A 22,478-nucleotide genomic window follows, 5' to 3' on the forward strand; every position below is an offset into this window, starting at 1 on the left:
CCGCGCCCGCGCCCAGCGCGCGCGTCCGTCCTAGGCGGGAACCGGCGCGAGGACGCGCGTTCCGGAGGCGCGCAGCGCAGCGCGGTGCCCCCGCCGGCCGCAGATTGGCGTAGCTTGGTGTGACCGAGGTCGTCATGCGCCAGCGCGTCCCCGATGCATTGATGGCAGCGAGCACGGAAGAGCTCACGAGGGTCGAGCTCACCGTCCTGGAATCCTCGCTCTCCGGCGGCGTGCCCAAGGACCTCACGGGCCATGTGTTCGCGATCGGCCCGGTCGGCTCGGTGGACGGCGGGCTGCCCAGGGCGGACGGCGCGCCGATCCTCAATGGCAATGGGATGATCTATCGGCTCGATTTCGGCGGCAGCGGCGCGGTCCGGTTGACCTCGAGGCTCGCGCGCACCCCCTGTTATCACGCGGACGCCGCCTCGCGCCCCGGCACGCGCTTCGAGGCGCTCGGCTTCCGCGACGCCGGGCTCCTCCGCTTCTCGCCCCACCTCGGCCTGCGGGACCACCTCAATCACGCCTTCGTGCCGATGCACGCGCCGCGCGCGCCCGCGCGGCTCCTCGTCACGGGCGACACGGGGAGGCCCTACGAGATCGATCCGGCGACGCTCCAGCTCGTCACGCCGGTCGGGCGCAACAGCACGTGGTACCCGGCGGCGCCCGTCGACCACCCCTTCCCCATGACGCTGGCGACGGCGCACCCGTGCTTCGACGCGGAGCGGGGCGAGCTCCTCACGGTCAACTACGGCCGCTCGCTCCTCCACCTGTTCGCCGCGTCGCTGCCGCGGCTCGACGAGATCGCCGCCCTCCCGCGCTCCTGGGACCGGCTCGCGTCGGCGGCCGCGTCGATGATCGAGCAGCAGCTGCTCCGGCCGACCGCGGATCGGCTCGAGCTGCTGGCGAAGCGCGCGCTCGAGCGCCTGCCCGCGCGCTTCCGCCCGAGCGCGCCGCCCGGGCCGGGCGACCTGCTCGCGCGGCAGGCGGCGCGCTTCGGCGGCGTCCCGCTCGACGAGGCGGCGGGCGACTTCGTGCACCTCCTGCGGTGGGACGGCCACAACGAGCCGGAGCGGCACGCGCTCCTCCTGCCGAGCGGCGCCCCGGTGCGCGTCGAGCAGAGCGTGCACCAGCTCGGCCTGACGCGGCGCTGGGTCGTGCTCGCGGACACGGCCTTCCGGATCGGCCTGGAGAGCGTGGCCTGCCGGGGCTCCGGGGAGAGCCCGGGGGTCGAGCGCCTCCTCCGGTCGCTGCTCACGATGCCGCACGAGCCGAGCACGACGTTTTACCTGGTCCGGCGGGACGCGCTCCGGCCGGGCGGCGGGTCCGTCGTCGTGAAGAAGGTCGTCGTGCCCCTGGAGACGCTCCATTTCCTCGTCGATTACGAGGACGCGGGCGACCGCATCACCGTGCATGCGGCGCACAACTGCGCCACGGATCACGCCGAGTGGCTCCGGCCCTACGATCGGCACGCGGCCGACAGGGCGTCGGCGCCGGCCCGGCTCCGCGGGCTATCCCCGCTCGGGCAGGCGGACGTGAACCGCATCGGCCGGTATACGATCGACGCGGCGGCCGAGCGCGTCGTGGATCAGGCGGTGTTCGCCGACCCGGCGCGGGCGCTCGGCGTCGGCCTCTACGCGCACCGGGAGGCGGGCCCGTCGTGGATGCCGCCCGATCGCATCGAGAACGTCTACTGGCGCGGCGCCGGGATCTGGGACGAGCTCTCGACCGAGTTCATCGATCGGCTCTACGCGGCGCACCCGCACAGGTCGCTGCCCCTCTCGGCGCTCCGGCGGATGCGCGCGGAAGGCGGGCACCCCGACAGCCTGTTCCGGTTCAACCACCGCGCCATGCGGATCGAGGATCGCTACGAGTTCCCGCAGCGCGCCGTGGGGTGCTGGCTCAGCTCGCTGCAGTTCGTGCCCCGGCGCGGCGGCAGCGGGGCGGACACCGACGGGTACGTGGTCGCGCTCGTCACGACCGCGCACCGCGCGGAGGTCTGGATCTTCGACGCGACGAACCTCGCCCGAGGGCCGCTCTGCAAGCTGGGGCACCCGGCGTTCCGGCCGGGGCTCACCCTCCACACGGCGTGGCTCAACGCCGCGCTGCCGTGGCGAGTCGGATACAAGGTCCCGGTGCGCGAGGACTACGAGGATTTCGTGGCCGACGCCCCCCTCGACGAGGTGAAGGCGCTGTTCGAGGAGGCGGTCTATCCGCGGCTCGCCTGAGCCGCCTACAGGCAGGGGGCCGCGGCGCGAGGCAGGGACGGCTCGGCGCCGCGCGCGGGCGCCTCGGCCCCGAGGCCGTCGCCCCGCTCGAGCAGCACCCCCGCGGCGCCGTCGCCGAGGATCGCGGTGATGTGGTCGTCGACCCACGGCTGCCCCGCGCGCAGGCGCCACGACCGCACCTCGCTCGCGACGACGAGCACGCGCCGCGCGCCGCGGTAGAGGTGCCGAGTCGCCACGTCGAGGGCCGCAGAGAAGCCGCCCTGAGCCGACCAGAGATCGAGCGTCAGCGCGGGCGAGAGGCCGGCCATGCACGCGGCGAACGCCGCCCCGCCGGCGTCGCCTCGCCCGCGGTCGTAGCTCGTCATGATGAGGACATCGACGAACGGATCGCGGAGCCGCCCCGCCTCGATGAGCTGGCGCAGCACCGCCGCGGCCATCGACAGCGTGGTCTCCGCCGCGTCGGCAAAGCGCCGCTCCACGACGCCGGTGGTCCGCTGCAACCACTCTGCGGAGTAAGGGAGGCCATAGCTCGCGATGAGCTCCTGGTTCGTGACGATGCGCTCGGGGAGATAGGTCGCCACGGCCGTAATGCGGCACTCAGGCATGTTTCCGCTCTGTTCAGCGCCCGCAGCCGGCGGCCGCCGATCCTGCAAACCTGGTCGAGACGGCTCGATCCGGCGCTCCGCCCCCGCCGATCGGCCAGCGCCGAGCTCGCTGGCAAGCCAGCGTCCCGGACGACATGAGACAATCCGATGTCGAAACGAAAAGGGCCGTGCGGCAGACTACAAGTTCGGATGCTCCCTCCCCGTCTCCGACATCCAGCACTGGACCATTTACAGAACGTCCTGCGCAAGTGGGAATGACGGCCGCTTCGGCTCCGCCCGCGCCGAGGGGAGCGGCGCCATGGCTAGAGCAGCGCCGCAAGCGTCGCGGGCGGCGCGCTCGCAACGCATCGCGTCATAGGCTATCTGCGGGGTTGTGAGGAAGTCGCGCGCGCCGCGCGCGGCACGGCGCGAACCGAGGGGGTCGACGCAGCGCCCGAGCGATCATGTCGCGGAGGCAACGAGGATGACGGCGGCGGACGGTTCCGACCGGAGTCGAGATTTATGCTCTCGCGGGCGCGCGAATGCACAAACGTATCGGAGCGTCCGGCGCTGAGCAGGCAGGGCGCAGCGCGCGCGTCTCCCTCGGACGGCGCGAGCGATTGCGTCGGCGCTGCGCGGAGGCCGGGGTTTCTCTGGGTCCTGAGGGAGGTTCCACCTATTGTGAGAACACCGCTGCTCGCTGCGGCCGCGGCGCGCGACCGCGTCACGGCGCGTCCCGCGCGGCGCGCGGCGCGCGAGGCCTCGGCGCGCGGCGCTCTTGCCGCGCGAAAGCTCCCGGCGAGGGGCAGAGGCCCTCGCCCCCGGCGCGAAAGCGGCGCCGCCGCGCGCGCGCCGCGCCTCGCCCGGATCCACCGCGATCGAATCGCGGAGAAATACCAAGGGAGCGCAGATCCGAGGAGCGCCTAATTCGCGGACGCTCTCCGCGAATTCACGAGGTCTCGAAGCGGCATCCTCTGCACAGGAGCGCGAGGCACACAGCCTGCTCTTGGGTGAGCCAAGGTGTTCGGGGGCCGCAAGGCCTATCAGGGACACCGGGGAGGACCAATGATCTCGATTCACGGCAAGATGATGGGTCTCGCGATGTTGCTGGCGCTCGGGGCCGGGTGCGCGGTCGGCTCGGATGAGGACTTCGACGCGGATGACGAGAGCGTCGACTCGACGACCGGGGCGCTGGAAGAGGCGGAGCGCGGCGGGTACGCGGCCCAGTCCCAGGCTCAGATCGGCCAGATGGGGCCCAGCAAGCTCGGTCTGCCCCCGAGCAAGGGTCTGCCCCCGAGCAAGGGTCTGCCCTCGAAGGGCGTGCTGCCCGGCAAGGGCGAGCTCATGCCCAGCAAGGGTATGCTGCCCAGCAAGGGCGAGTTCCCGAGCAAGGGCGGCCTCCCGAGCAAGGGCTTCCCGACCAAGGGCGGGTACACGGGGCAGGGCCCGGCGCAGCTCGGCCAGGTCGGGCAGGAGGCGGGCCTCGGCGGGCCGGCGCAGCTCGGCGTGCCGTCGCAGCTCGGCGGGCCGTCGCAGATCGGCGGGCCGTCGCAGATCGGCCAGGCGCAGATCGGCGTGCCGTCGCAGATCGGCCAGGTGGGCGTCGGGCAGACGGGCACGCTGGTGGGGCAGGAGACCGGGCAACGTGACGGCGAGCGCTGCTTCGGCGGCGGCTTCGGCGGCTTCGGCGGCTTCGGCGGCTTCGGCGGCTTCGGCTGCGGTCTGACGGCGATCTCGACGACGGTCACCACCCTCTTCCCGGGCTTCATCAACCCGTGCTGCGGCTTCGGCGGCTTCGGCGGCTTCGGCGGCGGCTTCGGCGGCTGGGGCTGGTGATCTCGATCTGATCGCACCTCGCCGGCGTGCGCCCGAGGCTCCGCCTCTCCGGATCCCGCGGCGCCGCGCCGGCCCTCCTCGATCGCTGGGGCTCTCGAGCGCCGGCGGCCTGGGGTTGGAGTTCCCAGGCCGCCGGTAGCTCCTCTCTCTCCCTCCACCGCTCGCGCAGGAGCCCCACCCCACCGCCCGCCGGTGGGGAGCGCGAGCCCCCGATCCCCTCAGCCGCCCTGACCGAGGGCGCGATCCAGGTAGAACGCCGCGCTGACCAGCCCGAGGTGCGTGAACGCCTGGGGGAAGTTGCCGAGCAGCTCGCCGCTTGCCCCGATCTGCTCGGAGTACAGCCCGAGGTGGTTGGCGTAGGTGAGCATCTTCTCGAAGATGAAGCGCGCGTCCTCGAGGCGGCCGGCGCGCGCCAGCGCCTCGACGAGCCAGAAGGTGCAGATGCTGAAGGTGCCCTCCCTGCCGGTCAGGCCGTCGCCGGCGCCCTTGCCGAGCTCGTAGCGGTGGACGAGCGTGTCGCTGGCGAGCTCCGCGAGCGTGCGGTCGATCGTGCCGACGATCCGAGGGTCGGTGGGGGAGATGAAGCGCATGAGCGACATGAGCATGTTGCTCGCGTCGAGCGCCGACGAGCCGAAGGACTGCACGAACGTCCTCCGCTCCGCGTCCCAGCCGTGCGTCATGATCGCCTCGTAGATGTCGTCGCGCGCGCGCGCGATGCGCGGGCGATCGAGCGGCAGCGAGCGCTTGTCGGCGAGCCGCAGCGTCCGGTCGAGGGCGACCCAGCACTGGAGCTTCGAATACACGAACTGCCGCTTGCCGCCGCGCACCTCCCAGATGCTCTCGTCCGGCTGCTCCCAGCTCTGGCACACCCAGTAGGCCATGCGCCGGAGCTCGCGCCAGAAATCGTAATGGATGGGCGATCCGTACTTGTCGAACAGGTACACCGAGTCGATGAGCTCGCCGTAGATGTCGAGCTGGAGCTGCGCCGTCGCCCCGTTGCCGACCCGGACCGGCCGCGACCCGCGGTAGCCGTCGAGGTGGGTCAGCGCGACCTCGGGCAGCTCGTGGCGGCCCTCGATGCCGTACATGAGCTGGAGCGGCCCGGTGGGGCCGTCCCTCTCGGAGACGCGGGCGCTCAGCCATTCCATGAAGCGCGCGGCCTCCTCGGTGTAGCCGAGCCGGAGGAAGGCGTAGAGGGTGAACGCGGCGTCGCGCACCCAGACATAGCGGTAGTCCCAGTTGCGGACCCCGCCGATCTCCTCGGGCAGGCTGGTGGTCGCCGCGGCGACGATCGCGCCGGTCGGCTCGAACGTGAGCAGCTTGAGGACGAGGGCCGACCGGTCGACCATCTCGCGCCAGCGCCCCTTGTAGAGCGACCTGCCGAGCCACCTCCGCCAGAACTCGACCGTGCGCCGGAGGGCGTCCTCGCCGTTGATCGGCGTGGAGAGCAGGCCGTCGCTCGCGGTCCAGTCCTCGACCTGGCGCAGCGCGAACGTGGCCGACTCGCCGGGCTGCAGCACGAAGTCGGCGGTCACCCCGCCGGCGCCGTCGCTCGACAGGGGGACCGGGCTGATCAGCGCGAGATCGAGGCCATCCGAGTCGAAGACGGCGCCGCGCGGGTCGTCGAGGATGAGGCGGTGGGGGCGGCGGGCGAAGTCGATCGCGGGGCGGCAGGCGAGCTGGAAGCGCACCGCGCCGCGGACGGCGCGCGCGACGCGGACGATCTGGTGCATCCCGCGGCGGTAGGAGCCGTACGGGTCCCGGTGGATCGGCATGAAGTCGCAGACCTCGCCGACCCCGTCCGCGTGGAGGAAGCGCGTGAGGAGCACGTTTGTGTCGGGCATGTACATCTGCTTGCGCGACGCGGCGTGCGCCGCCGCGAGCGCGAAGCGGCCCCCCTGCTTGTCGTCCAGGATCGCCGCGAACACGCTCGGCGAGTCGAAGTGGGGCAAGCAGCACCAGTCGATGGATCCATCCATCCCGACCAGCGCCACGGAGTGCATGTCGCCGATGACGCCGTAGGACTCGATGGGCTTGTAGGGCATCACCTGTTCATAGCGCCCGTCCGGCCGAGAGGTACCTCACCCGCCGATCTTTCGCGGCGCCTGCCCTCATGACCTCGGCGGCAGCCGCGAGAGCTTCCGCTGGAGCGAGCGCCGGTGCATCCGGAGCTTGCGCGCGGCCTCGGAGATGTTGCCCTCGCAGTCCGCGAGCACGCGCTGGAGGTACTCCCACTCCACGCGCTCGAGCGACGGCAGGTCCTCGTCGCCGCCCGCGGCCGGGGCGAAGCCGAGCAGCGAGCGCGCGCACCGGGCCGCGTCCACCGGCTTGGTCAGGTAATCGACGGCCCCGGCCCGGATCGCCGCCACCGCGTTCGCGATCGTGCCGTACCCCGTGAAGACCACGATGCGGATGCCGTCGTCCATGCTCCGCAGCGCCCCGACGAGCTCGATCCCGCTCTGCCCGGGCATCCGGACGTCGACGAGCGCGTACTCGAACACGTGCTCGCGCGCCATCGCCGCGGCCTCCTCCGCGCTGCCGGCGAGGAACACCGCGAAGCCGCGCTGGCCGAGCGCCTGCCCGAGCGCCGACCGGAACGTCGCGTCGTCGTCGACGATGAGCAGCGTCGGCTCGCCGGTGGGCTCCGCGCTCATGGGTCCACCGGCGCCAGGCGCAGGGCGACGCGCGTGCCGGCCGGCTGCCTCGCCGACACCGTGAGCCGGCCACCGACCTGCTCGATGAGCGTCCGCACGAGGTAGAGCCCGAGGCCCATCCCCTCGCCGGGCGCCTTGGTCGTCACGAACGGCTCGCCGAGCCGCCCCGTGAGGCCCGCCGGGACGCCCGCCCCGCCGTCCTCGACGCTGATCACCGGCGCGCCGCCCTCGTCCCCCACGGTGACCACGATCGGCCCCGCGGCCGCGGGGCTCGGCCCGAGCGCCGCGAGCGCGTTGTCGAGCAGCGCGAACAGCGCCGCCTCGATGTCGGCCGCGTCGAGCGGCACCGTGCGCCGCGGCGCGAGGTCGCCGCGCACCTCGACGGCGACGCCGGGGTGCGCCGCCTGCCACGCCGCCACGCCGCGCACGGCCGCCTCGCCGACCTCGACCCCGGCGCGCAGCTCGTCCGCGCGGACGTCCGCCCGCATGCGCGCGATCACGACGCGGCAGCGCTCGACCTGCTCCGCGATCGTCCGGGCGCGGCGGCGCGCGGCGTCGGTCGCCGCCGGGTCGCTCTGGGTCTCGCCGGCGAGCACCGCGATCGTCCCGAGCGGGGTGCCGAGCTCGTGCGCGGTGCCGGCGGCGAGCGCGCCGAGGGCCTGGAAGCGCGAGGCCTCCTCGGCGCGCCGGCGGAGCGCCGCGTTCTCGGCCGCGCTCTCGTCGAGGGCGCGGCGGACCTTCAGGAGCACGTGGGCGACGAGCGACGAGCTCAGCACGAAGGCGAGGAGCATCCCGTAGAGGTGGGTCGAGAAGGCGCCGTGCTCCGGGTGGCTCGGGCAGCACGCGCCGGCGGGGAGGGCGAAGAGCGCCGCGAACAGGCACGCCGCGAGCGCCGCGAGCGCGAAGGTGGTCCGCGCCGGCAGGAGCGCGGCGGCGAGCGCGACGTGCACGAAGAAGAGGGCGCTGAACGGGTTGCCCGCGCCGCCCGACGCGGCGAGGACGCCGGCGATGGCGACGAGGTCGAGCGCGACGACGCCGGCGACGAGGGCGCTCTGCGCGCCCTGCTGGGACCGCACCCGCCGGGCGAGGGCGAGATTGAGGCCGCCGGCCAGCGCGAGGATGGGCACGGCGACGCCGTACCGGACGTGGTAGCCGAAGAGCGCCTCGTCGACGATCAGGGTCGCGGCGAGCAGCGCGAACACGGCCCAGCGCAGGCCGACGAGCCACCGGAGGACGATCCCGCCGGCCGGCGCCCGATCGAGGGAGGCGTCGTGCGTCACGGCGGGAGTATAGCGCGAGAGCCAGGAGAATCGCCCTCACCGAGGCCGGAGCACGGAGAACAGCGCGCGCGGCAGCGGATTCAGGGTCCCCTGATAGACCGTCTCCTCGCTGGAGAGGAGCTCGAACTCGGCCCCGAAGATCTCGCGGATCTCCTCGGGCGTGAACCGGTACGGGCCCTCGGTCCACGGCTCCCGCACGCTGAAGCACTTGAGGAAGAAGAGCCCGCCCGGCGCGACCAGCCGCTTCAGCGCGCGCACGTAATCGCCCCTCCGGTCCGGCGGGAGGACGTGGAAACAGCCGCGGTCGAAGACGACGTCGAACCGGCCGTCGAGCCGGCTGTCCAGGATGTCGTCCTGCACGAAGCGCACGGCGGCGCCCCGCTGCGCCGCCTGCGCCGCCGCCTGCTCGATGGCGGCGTGCGAGAGGTCGGTGCCGGTGACGTCGAACCCGCGCTCGGCCAGCGCGAACGCCTGCGTGGCCGGGCCCGTGCCGAGGTCGAGCGCCCGCCCCCGCGCGACCTGCATGCGCTCGAGCGCCTGCGCGAGATCGGGATCCAGGCCCGCGTGGTACCACGGCAGACTCTCTGCCGGGGTGTTTCGATACAGCTCTTGCCAGTCCGGGAAGGTTCGCTGCTCGCTCATGTCCAACCTTATAGTCCTCCGGAGCGGCGCCGCACCCGGCGTTCTCGTGTAGGCTCCGGCGCATGCAGCGGCGCCGGAGCGGAGGGGCAGGGCGGTGAGGATCACGTGCGTGGGCGGCGGGCCGGCGGGCCTCTACGCCGCGCTGCTCGCGAAGCAGCGGGACCCGCGGCGAGAGGTGGTCGTGATCGAGCGGAACCGCCCCGACGACACCTTCGGCTTCGGGGTCGTGTTCTCGGACGCGACGCTCGACAACCTGGCCGAGGCGGACCGCCCGACCTACGACGCGATCCGGGGCAGCCTCGCCCACTGGGACGAGCTCCACGCGCACTTCGGCGGGCGCGTCCTCGTCTCGATGGGGCACGGCTTCAGCGGCCTGTCGCGCCGGAGGCTGCTCGCGATCCTAGAGGACCGGGCGCGGGAGCTCGGCGTCGCCCTGCGCTTCGACGAGGAGGTGACGGACCCGGCCGAGGCGCTCGCCGGGAGCGATCTCGTCGTCGCGGCCGACGGGGTGAACAGCCGGATCCGCGAGCGCTTCGCCGACCGGTTCGGGCCGCGCATCGACGTGCGCCCCAACCGGTTCGTGTGGCTCGGCACGACGTTCCCCTTCGACGCCTTCACGTTCTACTTCGAGGAGAACCGCCACGGCCTCTTCCGGGTGCACGCGTACCGCTACGAGCCGGACCGCTCCACGTTCATCGTCGAGTGCCGCGAGGAGACCTTCCGGCGGGCGGGCCTCGACCGGGCGAGCGAGGACGAGACGATCGCGTACTTCGAGGAGCTCTTCGAGGGCAAGCTGAAGGGGCACCGGCTGCTCAAGAACAGGAGCGTCTGGCGGAGCTTCCCCACGGTGCACAACGAGCGCTGGAGCTTCGAGAACGTGGTGCTGCTCGGGGACGCGGCGCACACGGCGCATTTCTCGATCGGCTCGGGGACGAAGCTCGCGCTCGAGGACGCGATCGCGCTCGTCGACAGCCTGGGGCGGAGCCCGCGCGTGCCGGAGGCGCTCGCCGCCTACGAGGCCGAGCGCAAGCCCAAGGTGCTCGCGTTCCAGCGGGCCGCGCAGGTGAGCCTCCAGTGGTTCGAGAACACCGAGCGCTACATGGCGCTCGACCCGGTGGAGTTCATGTTCAGCCTGCTGACGCGGAGCCTGCGGGTGACGCACGAGGGGCTGAAGGCGCGCGATCCGGCGTTCGTGCGCGAGGTGGACGCGCACGTCGCGCGGAAGGCGGAGGCGCAGTCGGGCGCGCGGGCCTCTGCCGGGGGCGGCGGCCCGCCGCCGCCGATGTTCACGCCGTTCCGGCTGCGGTCGCTCGTGCTGGAGAACCGGGTCGTGGTCTCGCCGATGTGCCAGTACTCGGCGGAGGACGGGCGGATCGACGACTGGCACCTCGTGCACCTGGGCAGCCGGGCGCTCGGCGGGGCGGGGCTCGTGATCACCGAGATGACGGACGTGAGCGCGGAGGCGCGCATCACGCCGGGCTGCGCCGGGCTCTACCGCGCCGACCACGCCGAGGGGTGGCGGCGCGTGGTCGACTTCGTCCACGCGCGCTCCCGCGCCAGGATCGGCGTCCAGCTCGCGCACGCGGGGCGCAAGGGCGCGACGAAGCGGCTCTGGGAGGGCATGGATGTGCCGCTCGAGCGCGGCGCGTGGCCGCTCCTCAGCGCCTCCGCCATTCCGTACCTCCCGGGGAGCCAGGTCCCGAAGGCGATGGATCGCGGGGACATGGATCAGGTGACCTCGGATTTCGTGCAGGCGGCGCGGTGGGCGGACGAGGCCGGCTTCGACCTCATCGAGCTGCACTGCGCGCACGGCTACCTCCTGGCGAGCTTCATCTCGCCGCTCACGAACCGGCGCGACGACGCGTACGGTGGTTCCATCGAGAACCGGATGCGCTATCCGCTCGAGGTGTTCGACGCGGTGCGGGCGGCGTGGCCGGCGGAGAAGCCGATGAGCGTCCGCATCTCGGCGACCGACTGGGCGCCTGGCGGGCTCACGACGGACGATCTCGTCGCGCTGGCGGCGATGCTGCGGGAGCACGGCGTCGACATCATCCATGTCTCGGCGGGGCAGACGGACCCTTCCGGCAAGCCGGAGCACGGCCGGTTGTTCCAGACGCCGCTCGCGGAGCTCGTGCGGCTCGAAGCGAAGGTGCCGACGATCGCGGTGGGCAACATCCAGAGCTACGCGGACGTGAACAGCATCATCGCGGCCGGCAGGGCGGACCTGTGCGCGCTCGCGCGGGCGCACCTCTACGATCCGTACTGGACGCGGCACGCCGCCGCGGAGCAGGGGTTCGACCTGGAGTGGCCGTCTCAGTACCGGTCGGTCACGGGGTACACGCTCCGCATGCGGTGACCCGGCGCCCGTCGTCGGCGACGGCGCGGCGGCGCGCGGCGGCCGCGGCGGCGTCGAGGACCAGCGCGGCGCTTGCGCGCTGCGCCTGCGTCTTGCAGAGTCGACTGACCCGATGGCGTCCGAGGACGTCCGCTTCCGCGAGCGCGCACCACACCCCCTCTTGGGCGGTGCGGTGCAGAGCTACTCCTCGTACGAGGAGCGACACACGGTGAGCACGGAGGAGCACCGCCTCCTGCCGGAAGCCAACATCGATCTCGTGTTCCACTGCGGCGATGCGCGCATCGAGGGGCGCGATGGCCGCCTGCGCCCCTTGCCGCCCGTCTTCGTGATCGGCGTCCGGGACGAGCCTGCCCGGATGGTGTCCCGCGGCCTTGCCCGCGTGCTGGGCGTCCGCTTCCACCCGTGGAGCGCGCTCTTCTTGCTCGAGCGCGAGGCCGATCTCCGCGGGACCTGCACGACGGTGGGCGCTGGGCTGCGGGCGCTCTCCGAGCGCGTCGGACCGCTCCTCGAGCAGGGCGCCTGCGACGCGGCGATGCGGCTCGTCGAGGGGTGGCTGCTCGCGCGGCAGCGCGTGGCCCGCCCTCCCGCCGGCCCGGTGGCGGCGGCGGGCCTCGAGCTGCGCGCGAGCCACGGCGGCGCCCGCGTCGGCGCGCTCGCCGGGCAACTCGGGCTGTCGGTCCGGCAGCTCGAGCGGCAGTTCAAGCGCGCTGCTGGCCTGTCCCCCAAGGCGCTCGCGCGGCTCATTCGCTTCTCCCGGGCCACCGAGCGGCTCGAGCGCGATCCGGAGGCGAGCCTCACCGCGCTGGCCTTTGAGCTCGGCTATGCGGATCAGGCGCACTTCATCCGGGAGTTCCGCGCCTTCACGGGCATGAGCCCCGGCAGCTACGCCGGCGAGGTGCGGAGCCTCTCGCCGCGCGGCGAGGGCGCGCGGGACGTCAATCGAGGAGAAGACACGCGCGGTTGAGCTGCACGCGAACGCGCGCCGATGTCGCGTTTGTTCAATCGGAGGCGGCGTGGGGATCGTTACGGTCGCCGCATGACGAGCTCCGTCGAGCGCCGCTCCGGCGCGGGCCTGCGCCCTCGGGCGCTCCTGCTCCTCCAGGCGACGGCCTTCCTGAGCGCGGCCGGCAACGGGCTGGCCGCCCCAGTGGTCCCCTTCCTCGCCGCGCGCTTTGCCGGCGACGCTGCCCAGGCGGCGTCGGCGGTGGGCCTGCTGAGCGCTTCGTATTCGCTCTGTGCCTTCTTCTCCGCGCCGGCCCTCGGGGCGCTGAGCGACGCGACGGGCCGCCGCCCGGTGCTCCTGCTCAGCCTCATGGGCTCCGCGGCCGGCTACGCGCTGTTCGGCCTCGCCGACGCCCTCCCGCTCCTGCTCCTCGGTCGCATGATCGACGGCCTCACGGCGGGAAACGTGGCCACGGTGTTCGCGTATCTGGGCGACACGGCGCCCGACGAGCAGCGCGCCCGGAGCTTCGGGCGGGTGGGCGCGATGTTCGGGGCGGGGCTCATCGCCGGCCCGGCGCTCGGCGCTCTGGCCCTGAGGCTCGGCCTGAAGGCGCCCTTCTTCCTGGCGGCCGCCCTCACCGCGTTGAACGCCGCGGGGAGCTACCTGTTCCTCGAGGAGAGCCTCGCCCCCGAGCACCGGGCCCGCGCGCTTTCGTGGCGGAGGCTCAACCCGTTCTCGCAGCTCTCGGGGCTCTTGCGCATGAGGCACCTCCGTCCGCTCCTGACCGTGGGCGTGCTCTTCACGACGGCCTTCGTCTCGCTCCAGGCGACGTTCGCGCTCCTGGCCAAGGACCGGCTCGGGTGGGGCGCCGACGCGGTGAGCTTCGCCGTGATCGCGGTCGGCGCCACGGATGTGTGCGTCCAGGGGGTGCTGCTGGAGCGGCTGGTCAGGCGGATCGGGGACGCGCGCGTGCTGGCGCTCGGCCTCGCCCTCGTCGTCGTCGCCCTCGCGACCATGGGCCTCGTCGCGACCCACCCTTCGGCGCCGGCGTTCGTCGCGGCCATCGTGGCGATCGCGGCCGGCGAGGGCCTGCTCACGGCCTCCTTCTCCGCGCTCCTGTCGCGGGCCGCCGGACCGGCCGCGCAGGGGCAGGTACAAGGCGGCCATCAGGCGCTGCAGGAGCTGGGCTATGTGATCGTCCCGCTCGTCGCCACCCAGCTTTACGCGCGGGCCGGCATGGGCGCGCCATTCTGGGCGGCGGCTGCGGTGGCGGCGCTCGCGGGCGTGTTCCTCCGGGCGAGCGTCATCGAGGCGCCCGCGCCTGGCGGGGGACCTTCGTGATGAGAACGGCGAGCGCCTGAGGCCCTGAGCGCGCCGGAGAGGCCCCTCGGCCCGTGCGGCGCGGCAGCGAAAAAAAAGTGGGGGCCGGGCCTTGATCCTCACGCTACGTGAGGACCTAGCCTCCGGGGCATGGACGTCCTCCCCCGCCCTGGAAACAGGGGAAGCACCATGCGTTCAGCACCGTTGAAAGTCGGCGATCTCGCCAAGCAGACCGGCCTCTCCGTCCGTACGCTCCACTATTACGAGGAGATCGGGCTGCTGTCTCCGTCGCACCGCACGGCGTCGGGGCACCGGATGTACTCGGCAGGCGACGTCGCCCGGCTCCAGCAGATCAAGTCGTTGCGCGAGCTCGGCTTCAGCCTGGAGCAGATCACGGGGTGTCTGGACCGGCCGGGGTTCTCTCCGCTGGGGACCATCGAGCTGCACCTCGCGCGGCTGCGCGAGCAGATCGCGCTGGAGCAGAAGCTCTGCGCGCGGCTCGAGGGTCTGGCGAACGTGCTTCGCGCGGGGGACGACGTCTCTGTGGAGCAGCTCCTTCAAACCATCGAGGTGATGACCATGATCGAGAAGTACTACACCCCAGAGCAGCTCGCGGAGCTCAAGCAGCGCGCGGAGGCGATCGGCCCGGAGAAGATGCGCGAGGCCGAGTCGGCGTGGAAGCAGATCTACGAGGACATGCGGGCGGAGATGCAGAAGGGCGCCGATCCGAAGAGCGAGCCGGTGCAGCAGATCGTGAAGCGCATGCGGGAGCTCATCGACGCGTTCACGGGGAAGAATCCGGGGATCGAGAGATCGCTGAACCGGATGTACCAGGAGGAGCCGTCGATGAGGAACCAGCACGGTGTGGATCCGGCGCTGCACGAGTTCATCGGCAAGGCGATGAGCTAAGGTGCTGCGCGGTAGGTAGGTAGTCGGTAGGTATCCGGCGGGGCCCCCGCGCCGCGCGGCGGGCTCCCTCCCCTCCCGCCGACCGCTTCGCCTACGATGACGCCCCCCAACATCGGTTCATCCCGCGATCCCATGCTGGATTTCGCTCGCTCGGACCGACTTCCTGGAGTACAATAGCATTGGAATCTTGACACGATGTTGACGCGATGAACGAACGACCGACCTCGACGGAGCTCGAACGCGAGAACGCGGCCCTGCGCCAGCGCGTGGCCGAGCAGGAAGATGCCCGGGCGAAGCTGGAAGCGCTCTGCTCGGTGATCCCGATGTTCGTCGCCTTCATCGATCGCGACGGGATCCTCCAGGAGGCGCTCCCGACGGTCGTCGTCACCGCCGAGATGGCCAGGCAGGGGAGCAACACCCGGATGGGCTCGGTGGTCCGAGAAGACCACCTCGAGCGCTGCATCGCGGTCATCCAGGAGTCGCTCGCGGCCCAAACGATCCTGCGCGTCGAGTACCCCATCACGGTGGGCGAGGACGAGGTGTGGTGCGAGGCCACCTGCAAGCCCTTCACGAACGACACCGTCCTCTGGGTCGCGCACGACATCACCGCGCAGCGGCAGCTGGCGCACACCCAGGCGGAGCTGCGCGACTCCCAGGAACAGGTGATCCGGGCCCAGCAGGCCGCCCTGCGCGAGCTGTCCACGCCGCTCGTCCCGCTGGCCGAGGGCGTCGTCGCCATGCCCCTCATCGGCACCCTCGACAGCGCCCGCGCCCAGCAAGCCATGGAGAAGCTCCTGGACGGCATCGTCCAGCACCAGTTTCACACCGCCATCGTCGACGTCACGGGCGTCAGGAACGTCGACGCCGAGTCCGCCGACGCCCTGCTGCGCATCGCGCGCGCCGCGCGCCTCCTGGGCGCCCAGCTCATGCTCACCGGGATCAACCCGGACACCGCGCAGACCTTGGTGGAGCTGGGGGTCGACCTCGCAGGCATCACCACCCGCAGCACCCTGCAGAGCGGCATCGCCCACGCCCTCGCCCGGCCAGGCACGCGCCCCGCAACGCCCGCGCCCGCTGCCCCCACCTCGGCTGCGCGCGCCCGGCGTGACCCCCAGGGGAGCTGATCCCTCGGCGCCCATGCCCGCGCTCCCCGCGCTCCGCGACCAGGAGAGGCGCCGCGCCCCTGACCGCGCGGGAGCGCCCGGCGCCACCGGTCGCGACGCATTCCAGCGAGGCAGCGGCGAGCGGCAGCCGGCCCACGATCGCACACGCCGTGATGTGGCCTTTGTGCCGCGTGGGGCAATTCGCGCCACGCGCGACGACGGCGCCAGCAAGCGCCCGGCGCGAGCGGGACCCCCGGCGCCGACGCGGGCAGGCCGGCAGCCCCCCTGTCCGCCCCGCTGCCGCCGCGCCCGGCCTGGCACTCGCGTTGCTCTCTCCCAGTCAGCCGCCGCGGCGGAGGCCGCCCAGGAAGAACGCAACGGCGCGTCGCGCGCCCCTGCAGTGAAGGTCTGTCATGTACCTGCCCGGAAAAGAAATCCCCTGGAAGGATTTTCTGAACGACATCAAGCAGGAATGGGTCAAAGACAAGGTCGACACCGTCGCTGCTGCGCTGACCTTCTTCGGCGTCCTCTCGATCTTCCCGTTCCTGCTCTTCGCGGTCGCCCTCGCCGGCCTGGTCATCGATCCGGCCGAGGCCGCGCGGCTGATGGGCGAGTTGTACCAGATGGCCCCGCCCGCCGTGGCGAACATCCTGGGCGAGCGCCTCCAGGCGCTCACCGAGGGACAGAGCCCGGCGCTCCTGACGGTCGGCGCGCTCGGCGCGGTGTGGGCCGCCTCGGGCGGTGTGATCGCGCTCATGGACGCGCTCAACGCCGCCTACGGCGTCGAGGACAGCCGGTCGTTCCTCAAGCGCCGCGGGATCGCCCTCCTGGTCACGCTCGGCGGCGCCGTCCTGCTGACCGTCGCCTCGGCGCTCGCGGTGGCCACGCCGGCGGTCACCGAGCACCTCGGCCCCCTCGCGACGCCGATCCTCTGGTTGCGCGTGCCGGTCTCGATGCTCCTCGTGATGACCGTCCTGGCGGCCCTCTATTACGTGCTCCCCGACGTCGAGCAGAAGTTCAAGTTCATCACCCCCGGATCGGTCGTGGCGGTCGTGATCTGGGCGATCGCCTCGCTGGGGTTTTCCTTCTACGTCAGCCGCTTCGGCAGCTACGAGGTGAGCTACGGCGCGCTCGGCGGCGTCATCATCCTCCTCCTCTGGATGTGGATCTCCTCGATGGCGGTGCTCCTCGGGGCCGAGATCAACGCCATCATCGAGCACCGCTCGCCGGACGGGAAGCGCACCGGCGCCAAGGACTCGGACGATACCGGGGTGGACGTGCCCAAGACCGCGAAGGAGGAGGGGCAGGAGTCCGCGCTCCCGGCCAGCGCCGGCCGCCCCCCGCGCGAGAGGAGCGCGGACGGGGATATCGCGCTCCCCCACCCCATTCGCTCGAACCGCTCGGAGCTCCATGGAGGCAGGGCCTAGAGCACCGATCCGCTTGACCTGTTCACCGGAGCCCTCTCATGTCACACAGAATCCTCGCTTCCACATCGCTGCTCGTGTTGATCGGCTCGCTCGCCGCGGGCTGCCAGGGCGCCCAGGGCGGCGCGACCATGACCCCTCTGCCCGCCGACGGCACGAGGAGCGCGGAACCCGGCGGCGCGGCGGGCCAGGAGGAGGACGCTGTCGGCGCCGGCGGCGCGCCGGACACGGGCGGCCAGCAGGGCTGCACCGACGGCCCGCTCCTCAAGTACGTCGGCCAGAGCCCGGACCAGTGCGCCCGGATGCGCTTCGTCTGCGACCCCGGCTGGAGCTATTTCAGCGACGATTGCGGCTGCGGCTGCACGAAGCAGCCGTGAGCCGCGGGAAGCAGCCGTGAGCCGGGGTGAGCCTCCGGGGCCCGCGGACGAGGAGCGCGCCTCGCGCGGCGCCCCCGGCAGCCCCGCGCCGGTCCCTCCACAAAAACACCTCGCGCTCTGCGGCCTCCGGCATCTAGCATCGGGGCCCGCATGCGCCCCCTTCTCATCGTGAATCCCCGGTCCAGCGGCGGAAAGACGGCCAAGCTCTTCGACGGGATGCAGGAGCCCATCCAGCGCATCCTCGGCGAGGTCGACATCGTGCGCACGGAGCGCCCGCGCCACGCCGTCGACCTCGCGCGCGAGGCCGCGCTCGGCGGCCGCGAGACGGTCGTGGCGGTCGGCGGGGACGGCAGCGTCAACGAGGTGGTGAACGGCCTCATGCAGGCGAAGGACCGGGGCGCTTCGGGCACCCGGCTCGGGATCATCGGCGCGGGCACGGGCGGCGATCTCTGCAGGACGCTGAAGCTGAACCACCGGCTCGATCACTACTGCACGGCGATCGCGAGCGGCAACGCGCGCCCCATGGATGTGGGCCGCTTCTCGTACGAGACGCACGACGGAAAGCAGGCCGAGGCGTTCTTCGTCAACGTCCTGTCCGCGGGGATGAGCGGGCTCGTGGATCAGATCGTCAGCGAGACGACGCGGGTGCTCGGCAACACGCTCGCGTACACGATGGCGTCGTTCCGGGGCCTCGTCCGCAGCCGCGTCGGCCGGGTGCGCTGCGTGGCGACGCTGCGCGGGGAGCGGCGCGAGCTGGAGCTCGCGACGCGCACCGTGGCCATCTGCAACGGCCGCTTCTTCGGCGCGGGGATGCAGGTCGCGCCGATGGCGCGGGCCGACGACGGCGTGTTCGAGGTCATCGACCTGGGCGGCGCGCCCCACGTCCGCTTCGCGGCCGTGTCGACCGGCATGTACACGGGCGCGCACATCCGTCACCCGGACGTCCGCCACTTCCAGTGCGACCGCATCGAGCTCACGCTCCTGAACCGCGACGTGGAGCACGCGTTCCTGCTCGACGTGGACGGCGAGCCGCTCGGGCGGCTGCCGATCACGGTCACGCTGGAGCCGAAGGCGATCGAGGTGCTGGCGCCGGCGGATTGAGGGGGGCGGAGGCCCGTTGATCGGGACGGGAGCCCACGTCCCCTCAGGTAAGGCCGGCCTTCTCGCGCAGCACGCGCCGGAGCTCGATCAGCACCGGCGGGATTCGGCCGAGCTCCCGCATCTTGCGGGCGATCTCTTTGGCCAGGTTGAGGTCGCGTTCCGACGAGCTCGGCCGCGGAGGCCGCGCTGGCGTGCGATCGAGGCCGGCGACATTCGACCGGAGGAAACGGAAGATCTCCTTGCCCGAAAACGAGCGGATCCAGCCATCGCCCTCCAGCTCCTTCTGGAAAACCTCGCAAGCGGCCTCGATCCGCTGGGCGCGCGCGCTGCTCTGGCTCCAGCGCTGCCAGGCGGCGCCGTGTTCGGGCCAGTAGGCGCTCCTGTCCAGGGTTCGCTTCACCTCGTCAAGGGTCTGCAATCCCGCGGGATTGGCGGGGCGCTCGGGAAAGCCTTTGCCCAGGTCCCGCTGCATGTCCCAGAGCACGGAGCAGCAGCCCATCCAGAACCGCATCTTCTGTGCATGGTCGTGAGCGCGCTCCTGGATGCGCGCGGCTGGTTCGCTGCCGGACAGCGACGCCAGGACCTCGAAGTCGAGGAGCAGGTTCTCGATCTCGTGCGCCGGCAAGCGAAGCACGCGGCAGCCCGGCGATGTCCAGCTGACCAGGTTGTCATCGTCGAAGTCGCGGTCCACCACGCCGTAGACGTGCGGCCCGCGCGGGCTCGCATTGACCATGTGTATGACGCCCGATTTGCCCTCGCTGATGAGCACGTTGATCTGCGGGTCGCTCCACACGTCGGTGAGGACCGCGTGGGTCACGGGGTCTTCCACCCAGACGGTGAGCGGCCCCCGGTACAGGTCGCGCAGGGTCGTCTTCATGCGGGCGGGTTCGCCGCGGGCTGCTCTGTTTCCTCCAACTCCCCGCGCTCATCGAGGTGCGCGCGCGGGTCCTCGTCCTCGACGAGGATGAAGCGCTCATAGCTCAAGGCCGAGTCCAGGATGGCCTCCGAGTGTGTCGCGACGATGAGCTGCGTGGTCGGGGAGAGCTCCCGCAAGGCAGGGATGAGGAGGCGCTGCCATTGAACGTGCATGTGCTGCTCGGGTTCGTCGATCAGCATCACGTCGGTCGGCGCGTCCCGGAAGATGAGCGGACCGGCGAACGCGAACAGGGCCACTTGGCCGGAGCTCAGGCGATCCAGCGGCACCATGCGCGGGATATCGGGCCGGGCGGGAGCGAGCCGGCGCGCCATCTCGAGGCTGGTCACGTCCTCGGGGATGGGGCGGTCGTCTCGCAGCACCACCTCGTCGCCGGAGCCGGGGTCATTGCTCACGGGGATCACGTCGAGCGTCTGCCCGGCGCCGTTGAAGCGCTCCCACAGGCGCTGCAGGCGGGCGAAGGGTCCGTCGCCCAGGGCGGCTCCGGCTTCTCCATTGGCGGGCGCTCCAGCGACGGGCTTACCGCGCCGCGCCTGGGCGCGCAGATCGCGGTAGTATGCGCTGATCAAGCGCCGCTTCAGCTCGCGCAGCCGGTGCCCCTCGACGTCGGAGCGCGCGCCGCCCGGGTTGACGATCTCGCCGAGCGCCTCGGGCTCACGCCGGGCGGAGAAGTACTCCACATTTGCGTCGAGCCGAGCATACGTGCTCCAGCCGAAGCCCGGGAGGGCCTCTTGTTGAGGTTCGTCGCCGCGAGGTCTGAAGAATTTCCCCGATGAAGCCGGCGTATCGTGTGCGACACGCAGCTCGGTATGAAAGTCCACGACCTCGTTGCGGTCCGGGAAACGAAACTCTCCCCGGAGCTCCAGTGCCTCGGTCCCGAACCGGATCTGCTCCCGGAGGGGCGCCACGTCGCGCGGCAGCTTGTCGGGTCTGTGCAGCAGCAGAAGGATCGCCTCCAGCAGCGCGGTCTTGCCAGATCCGTTGGCCCCGGCGAGCACGACGAGATCGAGCGCCGTCCCCTGCGCATCGCGCAGATCGAGGCTGATCGCGTCGATGCCGCGGAAGTTGCGGACGTCCAGCCTCGTGAGCCGCAGTCCGGGCGCTGATCGCTCGGTCGACATGGCGTGTTTGTACGCCGCTCGGCGCGACATCACCAGCGCGAGCGCCGGCAGCGGTGGCACGATTCGACGCGCCCCGTCATCGCGCTGCTGCCACCCCCCGGCGGTCGCCCTCCCGGCAGCGTGTCCGACCCTCCCGTCCCCCCATCCCGCTCCCCTCGAGCCCGTCGAGCCCGCGCCCCAGTGGTGGTAAGGGATCTCGCATGAGCTTCACCGATTCACCCGGCGAGCTTGCCCCGAGCTCGTCCGCTGCCCGCGCTTCCTCTGCTCCCCGCCTGCTGGTCGTCGGCTGCGGCGGCATCGGCGGCATCACCGCCGCGCACCTGTTCGAGCAGAGCCACGACGTCACCGCCTTCACCACGAACCCCCTCATCGCCGACGCCATCAACGCCGCCGGCTTCCGCGTGCGCGGCGAGGCGAGCCCGGGCACCGTCCGCGGCCGCGCCATGCGCGAGCTCGGCCCGGACACCCGCCCCTTCGATTACGTCCTCCTCGCGACGCAGCCGCCGCAGGTCGAGGAGGCCGCGCGCAGCGTGGTCGCGCACCTCGCCCCGACGGGCGCGATGGTCTGCCTCCAGAACGGCCTCTGCGAGGAGCGCGTCGCCCGCATCGCCGGCCCGGAGCGAACCTTCGGCGCGATCGTCGCGTGGGGCGCCTCGATGGTCGAGCCCGGCGTCTACGACCGCACCTCGAGCGGCGGCTTCGTCCTCGGCCGGCTCGACGGCGCGCGCGACGGGCGCCTCGACGAGCTCGCGCGCATCCTCGAGGCGATCGGCCCGACCACCGTCACCGACAACCTCGCCGGCGCGCGCTGGTCGAAGCTCGCCATCAACTGCGCCATCTCGTCGCTCGGCACCGTCGGCGGCGACCGCCTCGGCGCGCTCCTCCGGCACCGCTTCGTCCGCCGCCTCGCGCTGGAGGTCATGACCGAGACCGTGCAGGTCTCGCGCGCGTCCGGCGTGCGCCTCGAGAAGGTGGCCGGGACGCTCGACCTCGACTGGATCGCGCTCACGGACGCCGAGCGCGCCGCGGTGGGCTCGCCGGGCCTGTTCGCGAAGCACGCGCTGCTCCTCGCGGTCGGCGCGCGCTACCGCCGCATGCGCTCCTCGATGCTCGCGGCCATCGAGCGCGGCCGCCCGCCGGCGGTCGACTTCCTGAACGGCGAGGTCGTCGAGCGCGGCGCGGCGCTCGACATCCCGACGCCGATCAACGCCGCGGTCCGCGAGGAGGTGCTCGCGATCGCCGCGCGCAAGCGCAAGCCGAGCCTCACCCTGCTGCGCGCGCTGTTCGACCGGACGCGCGGGCTCGTGGGCGCGCCGCCGTCGAACCGGCCGCCGCCCGCGACCCCGACGGGCGAGCCGTCCGTGGGGGCGGCGAGCGCCCAGGCGGTCGCGCCGGGCGAGCCGGGCGAGCCGTCCACGGCGGCGGTGAGCGTCCCGACGGCCGTGACGGACGAGCCGTCCGTGGCGGCGACGGACGCCCCGGGCGATCGCGAGGGCGCGTAGCGCAGGGCGCGGGACGGAGCGGCGGCCGGCGGCGAAAAAGACGAAAGCGCGCCGAGGGACACCACGACGTGTCCCAGCGTTCTTGGCGTCGTCGCGGATCGCGCGCTCCGCGTCGTCGCGGCGCGATCTCTTTGTCGCGCCGGCGCGTCGAAGTTCGGTAGCATCGG

Annotated in this window: 18 protein-coding genes; 11 read left to right on the plus strand and 7 right to left on the minus strand. The window is 72.4% G+C overall.

The annotated features are described in order from the left end of the window. The first annotated feature begins 161 nt into the window (after positions 1–161). On the plus strand, positions 162–2,225 hold the full coding sequence (locus WMF20_RS44735; protein ID WP_437607889.1) for a carotenoid oxygenase family protein: 2,064 nt from the start codon (positions 162–164) through the stop codon (positions 2,223–2,225). A 5-nt stretch (positions 2,226–2,230) separates the two neighbouring features. On the opposite strand, the gene WMF20_RS44740 is transcribed toward WMF20_RS44735, so the two are convergent. Next, a complete protein-coding gene (locus WMF20_RS44740) occupies positions 2,231–2,830 on the minus strand; it encodes a hypothetical protein (RefSeq protein WP_437607890.1) in 600 nt (199 codons plus the stop codon). A 1,044-nt stretch (positions 2,831–3,874) separates the two neighbouring features. On the opposite strand from WMF20_RS44740, the gene WMF20_RS44745 reads away from it, so the two are divergent. After that, positions 3,875–4,645, plus strand: a complete 771-nt coding sequence (locus WMF20_RS44745) for a hypothetical protein (RefSeq protein WP_437607891.1) — start codon at positions 3,875–3,877, stop codon at positions 4,643–4,645. Positions 4,646–4,863: 218 nt separating this feature from the next. Here the strand turns inward: WMF20_RS44745 and WMF20_RS44750 are convergent, their stop codons facing one another. From WMF20_RS44750 to WMF20_RS44765, 4 genes are all read right to left on the minus strand, one after another. After that, positions 4,864–6,690: a glycoside hydrolase family 15 protein gene (locus WMF20_RS44750; protein ID WP_437607892.1), complete on the minus strand. Its 1,827-nt coding sequence runs from the start codon at positions 6,688–6,690 to the stop codon at positions 4,864–4,866. Positions 6,691–6,756: 66 nt separating this feature from the next. After that, positions 6,757–7,299, minus strand: a complete 543-nt coding sequence (locus tag WMF20_RS44755; protein WP_437316044.1) for a response regulator transcription factor — start codon at positions 7,297–7,299, stop codon at positions 6,757–6,759. Further along, the gene (locus WMF20_RS44760) at positions 7,296–8,579 is read right to left on the minus strand and encodes an ATP-binding protein (RefSeq protein WP_437607893.1); all 1,284 of its coding nucleotides are present in this window, start codon (positions 8,577–8,579) and stop codon (positions 7,296–7,298) included. Before WMF20_RS44760 ends, WMF20_RS44755 begins: the two co-directional genes overlap by 4 nt. A gap of 36 nt (positions 8,580–8,615) precedes the next feature. Next, a complete protein-coding gene (locus WMF20_RS44765) occupies positions 8,616–9,221 on the minus strand; it encodes a class I SAM-dependent methyltransferase (protein ID WP_437607894.1) in 606 nt (201 codons plus the stop codon). A 109-nt stretch (positions 9,222–9,330) separates the two neighbouring features. Between WMF20_RS44765 and WMF20_RS44770 the strand changes: the two genes are divergently transcribed. The 8 genes from WMF20_RS44770 to WMF20_RS44805 all read left to right on the plus strand — a co-directional run bounded on the left by WMF20_RS44770 (position 9,331) and on the right by WMF20_RS44805 (position 18,754). Then, the gene (locus WMF20_RS44770) at positions 9,331–11,577 is read left to right on the plus strand and encodes a bifunctional salicylyl-CoA 5-hydroxylase/oxidoreductase (protein WP_437617223.1); all 2,247 of its coding nucleotides are present in this window, start codon (positions 9,331–9,333) and stop codon (positions 11,575–11,577) included. A gap of 112 nt (positions 11,578–11,689) precedes the next feature. Beyond that, positions 11,690–12,541, plus strand: coding sequence for a helix-turn-helix domain-containing protein (locus WMF20_RS44775; RefSeq protein WP_437607895.1), 852 nt, complete (start codon positions 11,690–11,692; stop codon positions 12,539–12,541). Positions 12,542–12,613: 72 nt separating this feature from the next. Further along, positions 12,614–13,861, plus strand: coding sequence for an MFS transporter (locus WMF20_RS44780; RefSeq protein ID WP_437607896.1), 1,248 nt, complete (start codon positions 12,614–12,616; stop codon positions 13,859–13,861). 168 nt (positions 13,862–14,029) lie between these two features. Then, positions 14,030–14,749 (plus strand): MerR family transcriptional regulator, encoded by a 720-nt coding sequence (locus tag WMF20_RS44785; RefSeq protein ID WP_437607897.1) that lies wholly within the window; start codon positions 14,030–14,032, stop codon positions 14,747–14,749. A gap of 206 nt (positions 14,750–14,955) precedes the next feature. After that, positions 14,956–15,873, plus strand: a complete 918-nt coding sequence (locus tag WMF20_RS44790; RefSeq protein WP_437607898.1) for an STAS domain-containing protein — start codon at positions 14,956–14,958, stop codon at positions 15,871–15,873. Between the two features lie 392 nt (positions 15,874–16,265). After that, a complete protein-coding gene (locus WMF20_RS44795) occupies positions 16,266–17,279 on the plus strand; it encodes a YihY/virulence factor BrkB family protein (RefSeq protein ID WP_437607899.1) in 1,014 nt (337 codons plus the stop codon). 38 nt (positions 17,280–17,317) lie between these two features. Continuing rightward, on the plus strand, positions 17,318–17,653 hold the full coding sequence (locus WMF20_RS44800) for a hypothetical protein (RefSeq protein ID WP_437607900.1): 336 nt from the start codon (positions 17,318–17,320) through the stop codon (positions 17,651–17,653). 150 nt (positions 17,654–17,803) lie between these two features. Continuing rightward, positions 17,804–18,754 (plus strand): diacylglycerol/lipid kinase family protein, encoded by a 951-nt coding sequence (locus WMF20_RS44805; RefSeq protein WP_437607901.1) that lies wholly within the window; start codon positions 17,804–17,806, stop codon positions 18,752–18,754. Between the two features lie 43 nt (positions 18,755–18,797). Here the strand turns inward: WMF20_RS44805 and WMF20_RS44810 are convergent, their stop codons facing one another. Together WMF20_RS44810 and WMF20_RS44815 are read right to left on the minus strand one after the other, a co-directional pair. Further along, positions 18,798–19,631, minus strand: a complete 834-nt coding sequence (locus WMF20_RS44810) for a DUF4435 domain-containing protein (protein ID WP_437607902.1) — start codon at positions 19,629–19,631, stop codon at positions 18,798–18,800. Beyond that, the gene (locus WMF20_RS44815; protein WP_437617224.1) at positions 19,628–20,839 is read right to left on the minus strand and encodes an AAA family ATPase; all 1,212 of its coding nucleotides are present in this window, start codon (positions 20,837–20,839) and stop codon (positions 19,628–19,630) included. Before WMF20_RS44815 ends, WMF20_RS44810 begins: the two co-directional genes overlap by 4 nt. Positions 20,840–21,009: 170 nt before the next feature. On the opposite strand from WMF20_RS44815, the gene WMF20_RS44820 reads away from it, so the two are divergent. Beyond that, entirely contained in the window at positions 21,010–22,311 is a 1,302-nt protein-coding gene (locus WMF20_RS44820; protein WP_437607903.1) for a 2-dehydropantoate 2-reductase, read from the plus strand. Positions 22,312–22,478: the final 167 nt, after the last annotated feature.

Origin of the sequence: Sorangium sp. So ce834 (assembly GCF_051521425.1) — a bacterium.
In the GTDB taxonomy this organism is placed as follows: domain Bacteria; phylum Myxococcota_A; class Polyangia; order Polyangiales; family Polyangiaceae; genus Sorangium; species Sorangium cellulosum_D.

Bases quoted from the DNA above. Each gene is read 5' to 3' on its own strand.
- WMF20_RS44805 (WP_437607901.1), top strand. From the start codon at position 17,804: ATGCGCCCCCTTCTCATCGTGAATCCCCGGTCCAGCGGCGGAAAGACG.
- WMF20_RS44775 (WP_437607895.1), top strand. From the start codon at position 11,690: ATGGCGTCCGAGGACGTCCGCTTCCGCGAGCGCGCACCACACCCCCTC.
- WMF20_RS44820 (WP_437607903.1), top strand. From the start codon at position 21,010: ATGAGCTTCACCGATTCACCCGGCGAGCTTGCCCCGAGCTCGTCCGCT.
- WMF20_RS44810 (WP_437607902.1), bottom strand. From the start codon at position 19,631: ATGAAGACGACCCTGCGCGACCTGTACCGGGGGCCGCTCACCGTCTGG.
- WMF20_RS44790 (WP_437607898.1), top strand. From the start codon at position 14,956: ATGAACGAACGACCGACCTCGACGGAGCTCGAACGCGAGAACGCGGCC.
- WMF20_RS44795 (WP_437607899.1), top strand. From the start codon at position 16,266: ATGTACCTGCCCGGAAAAGAAATCCCCTGGAAGGATTTTCTGAACGAC.
- WMF20_RS44750 (WP_437607892.1), bottom strand. From the start codon at position 6,690: ATGCCCTACAAGCCCATCGAGTCCTACGGCGTCATCGGCGACATGCAC.
- WMF20_RS44785 (WP_437607897.1), top strand. From the start codon at position 14,030: ATGCGTTCAGCACCGTTGAAAGTCGGCGATCTCGCCAAGCAGACCGGC.
- WMF20_RS44765 (WP_437607894.1), bottom strand. From the start codon at position 9,221: ATGAGCGAGCAGCGAACCTTCCCGGACTGGCAAGAGCTGTATCGAAAC.
- WMF20_RS44800 (WP_437607900.1), top strand. From the start codon at position 17,318: ATGTCACACAGAATCCTCGCTTCCACATCGCTGCTCGTGTTGATCGGC.
- WMF20_RS44815 (WP_437617224.1), bottom strand. From the start codon at position 20,839: ATGTCGCGCCGAGCGGCGTACAAACACGCCATGTCGACCGAGCGATCA.
- WMF20_RS44745 (WP_437607891.1), top strand. From the start codon at position 3,875: ATGATCTCGATTCACGGCAAGATGATGGGTCTCGCGATGTTGCTGGCG.
- WMF20_RS44755 (WP_437316044.1), bottom strand. From the start codon at position 7,299: ATGAGCGCGGAGCCCACCGGCGAGCCGACGCTGCTCATCGTCGACGAC.
- WMF20_RS44735 (WP_437607889.1), top strand. From the start codon at position 162: ATGGCAGCGAGCACGGAAGAGCTCACGAGGGTCGAGCTCACCGTCCTG.
- WMF20_RS44740 (WP_437607890.1), bottom strand. From the start codon at position 2,830: ATGCCTGAGTGCCGCATTACGGCCGTGGCGACCTATCTCCCCGAGCGC.
- WMF20_RS44780 (WP_437607896.1), top strand. From the start codon at position 12,614: ATGACGAGCTCCGTCGAGCGCCGCTCCGGCGCGGGCCTGCGCCCTCGG.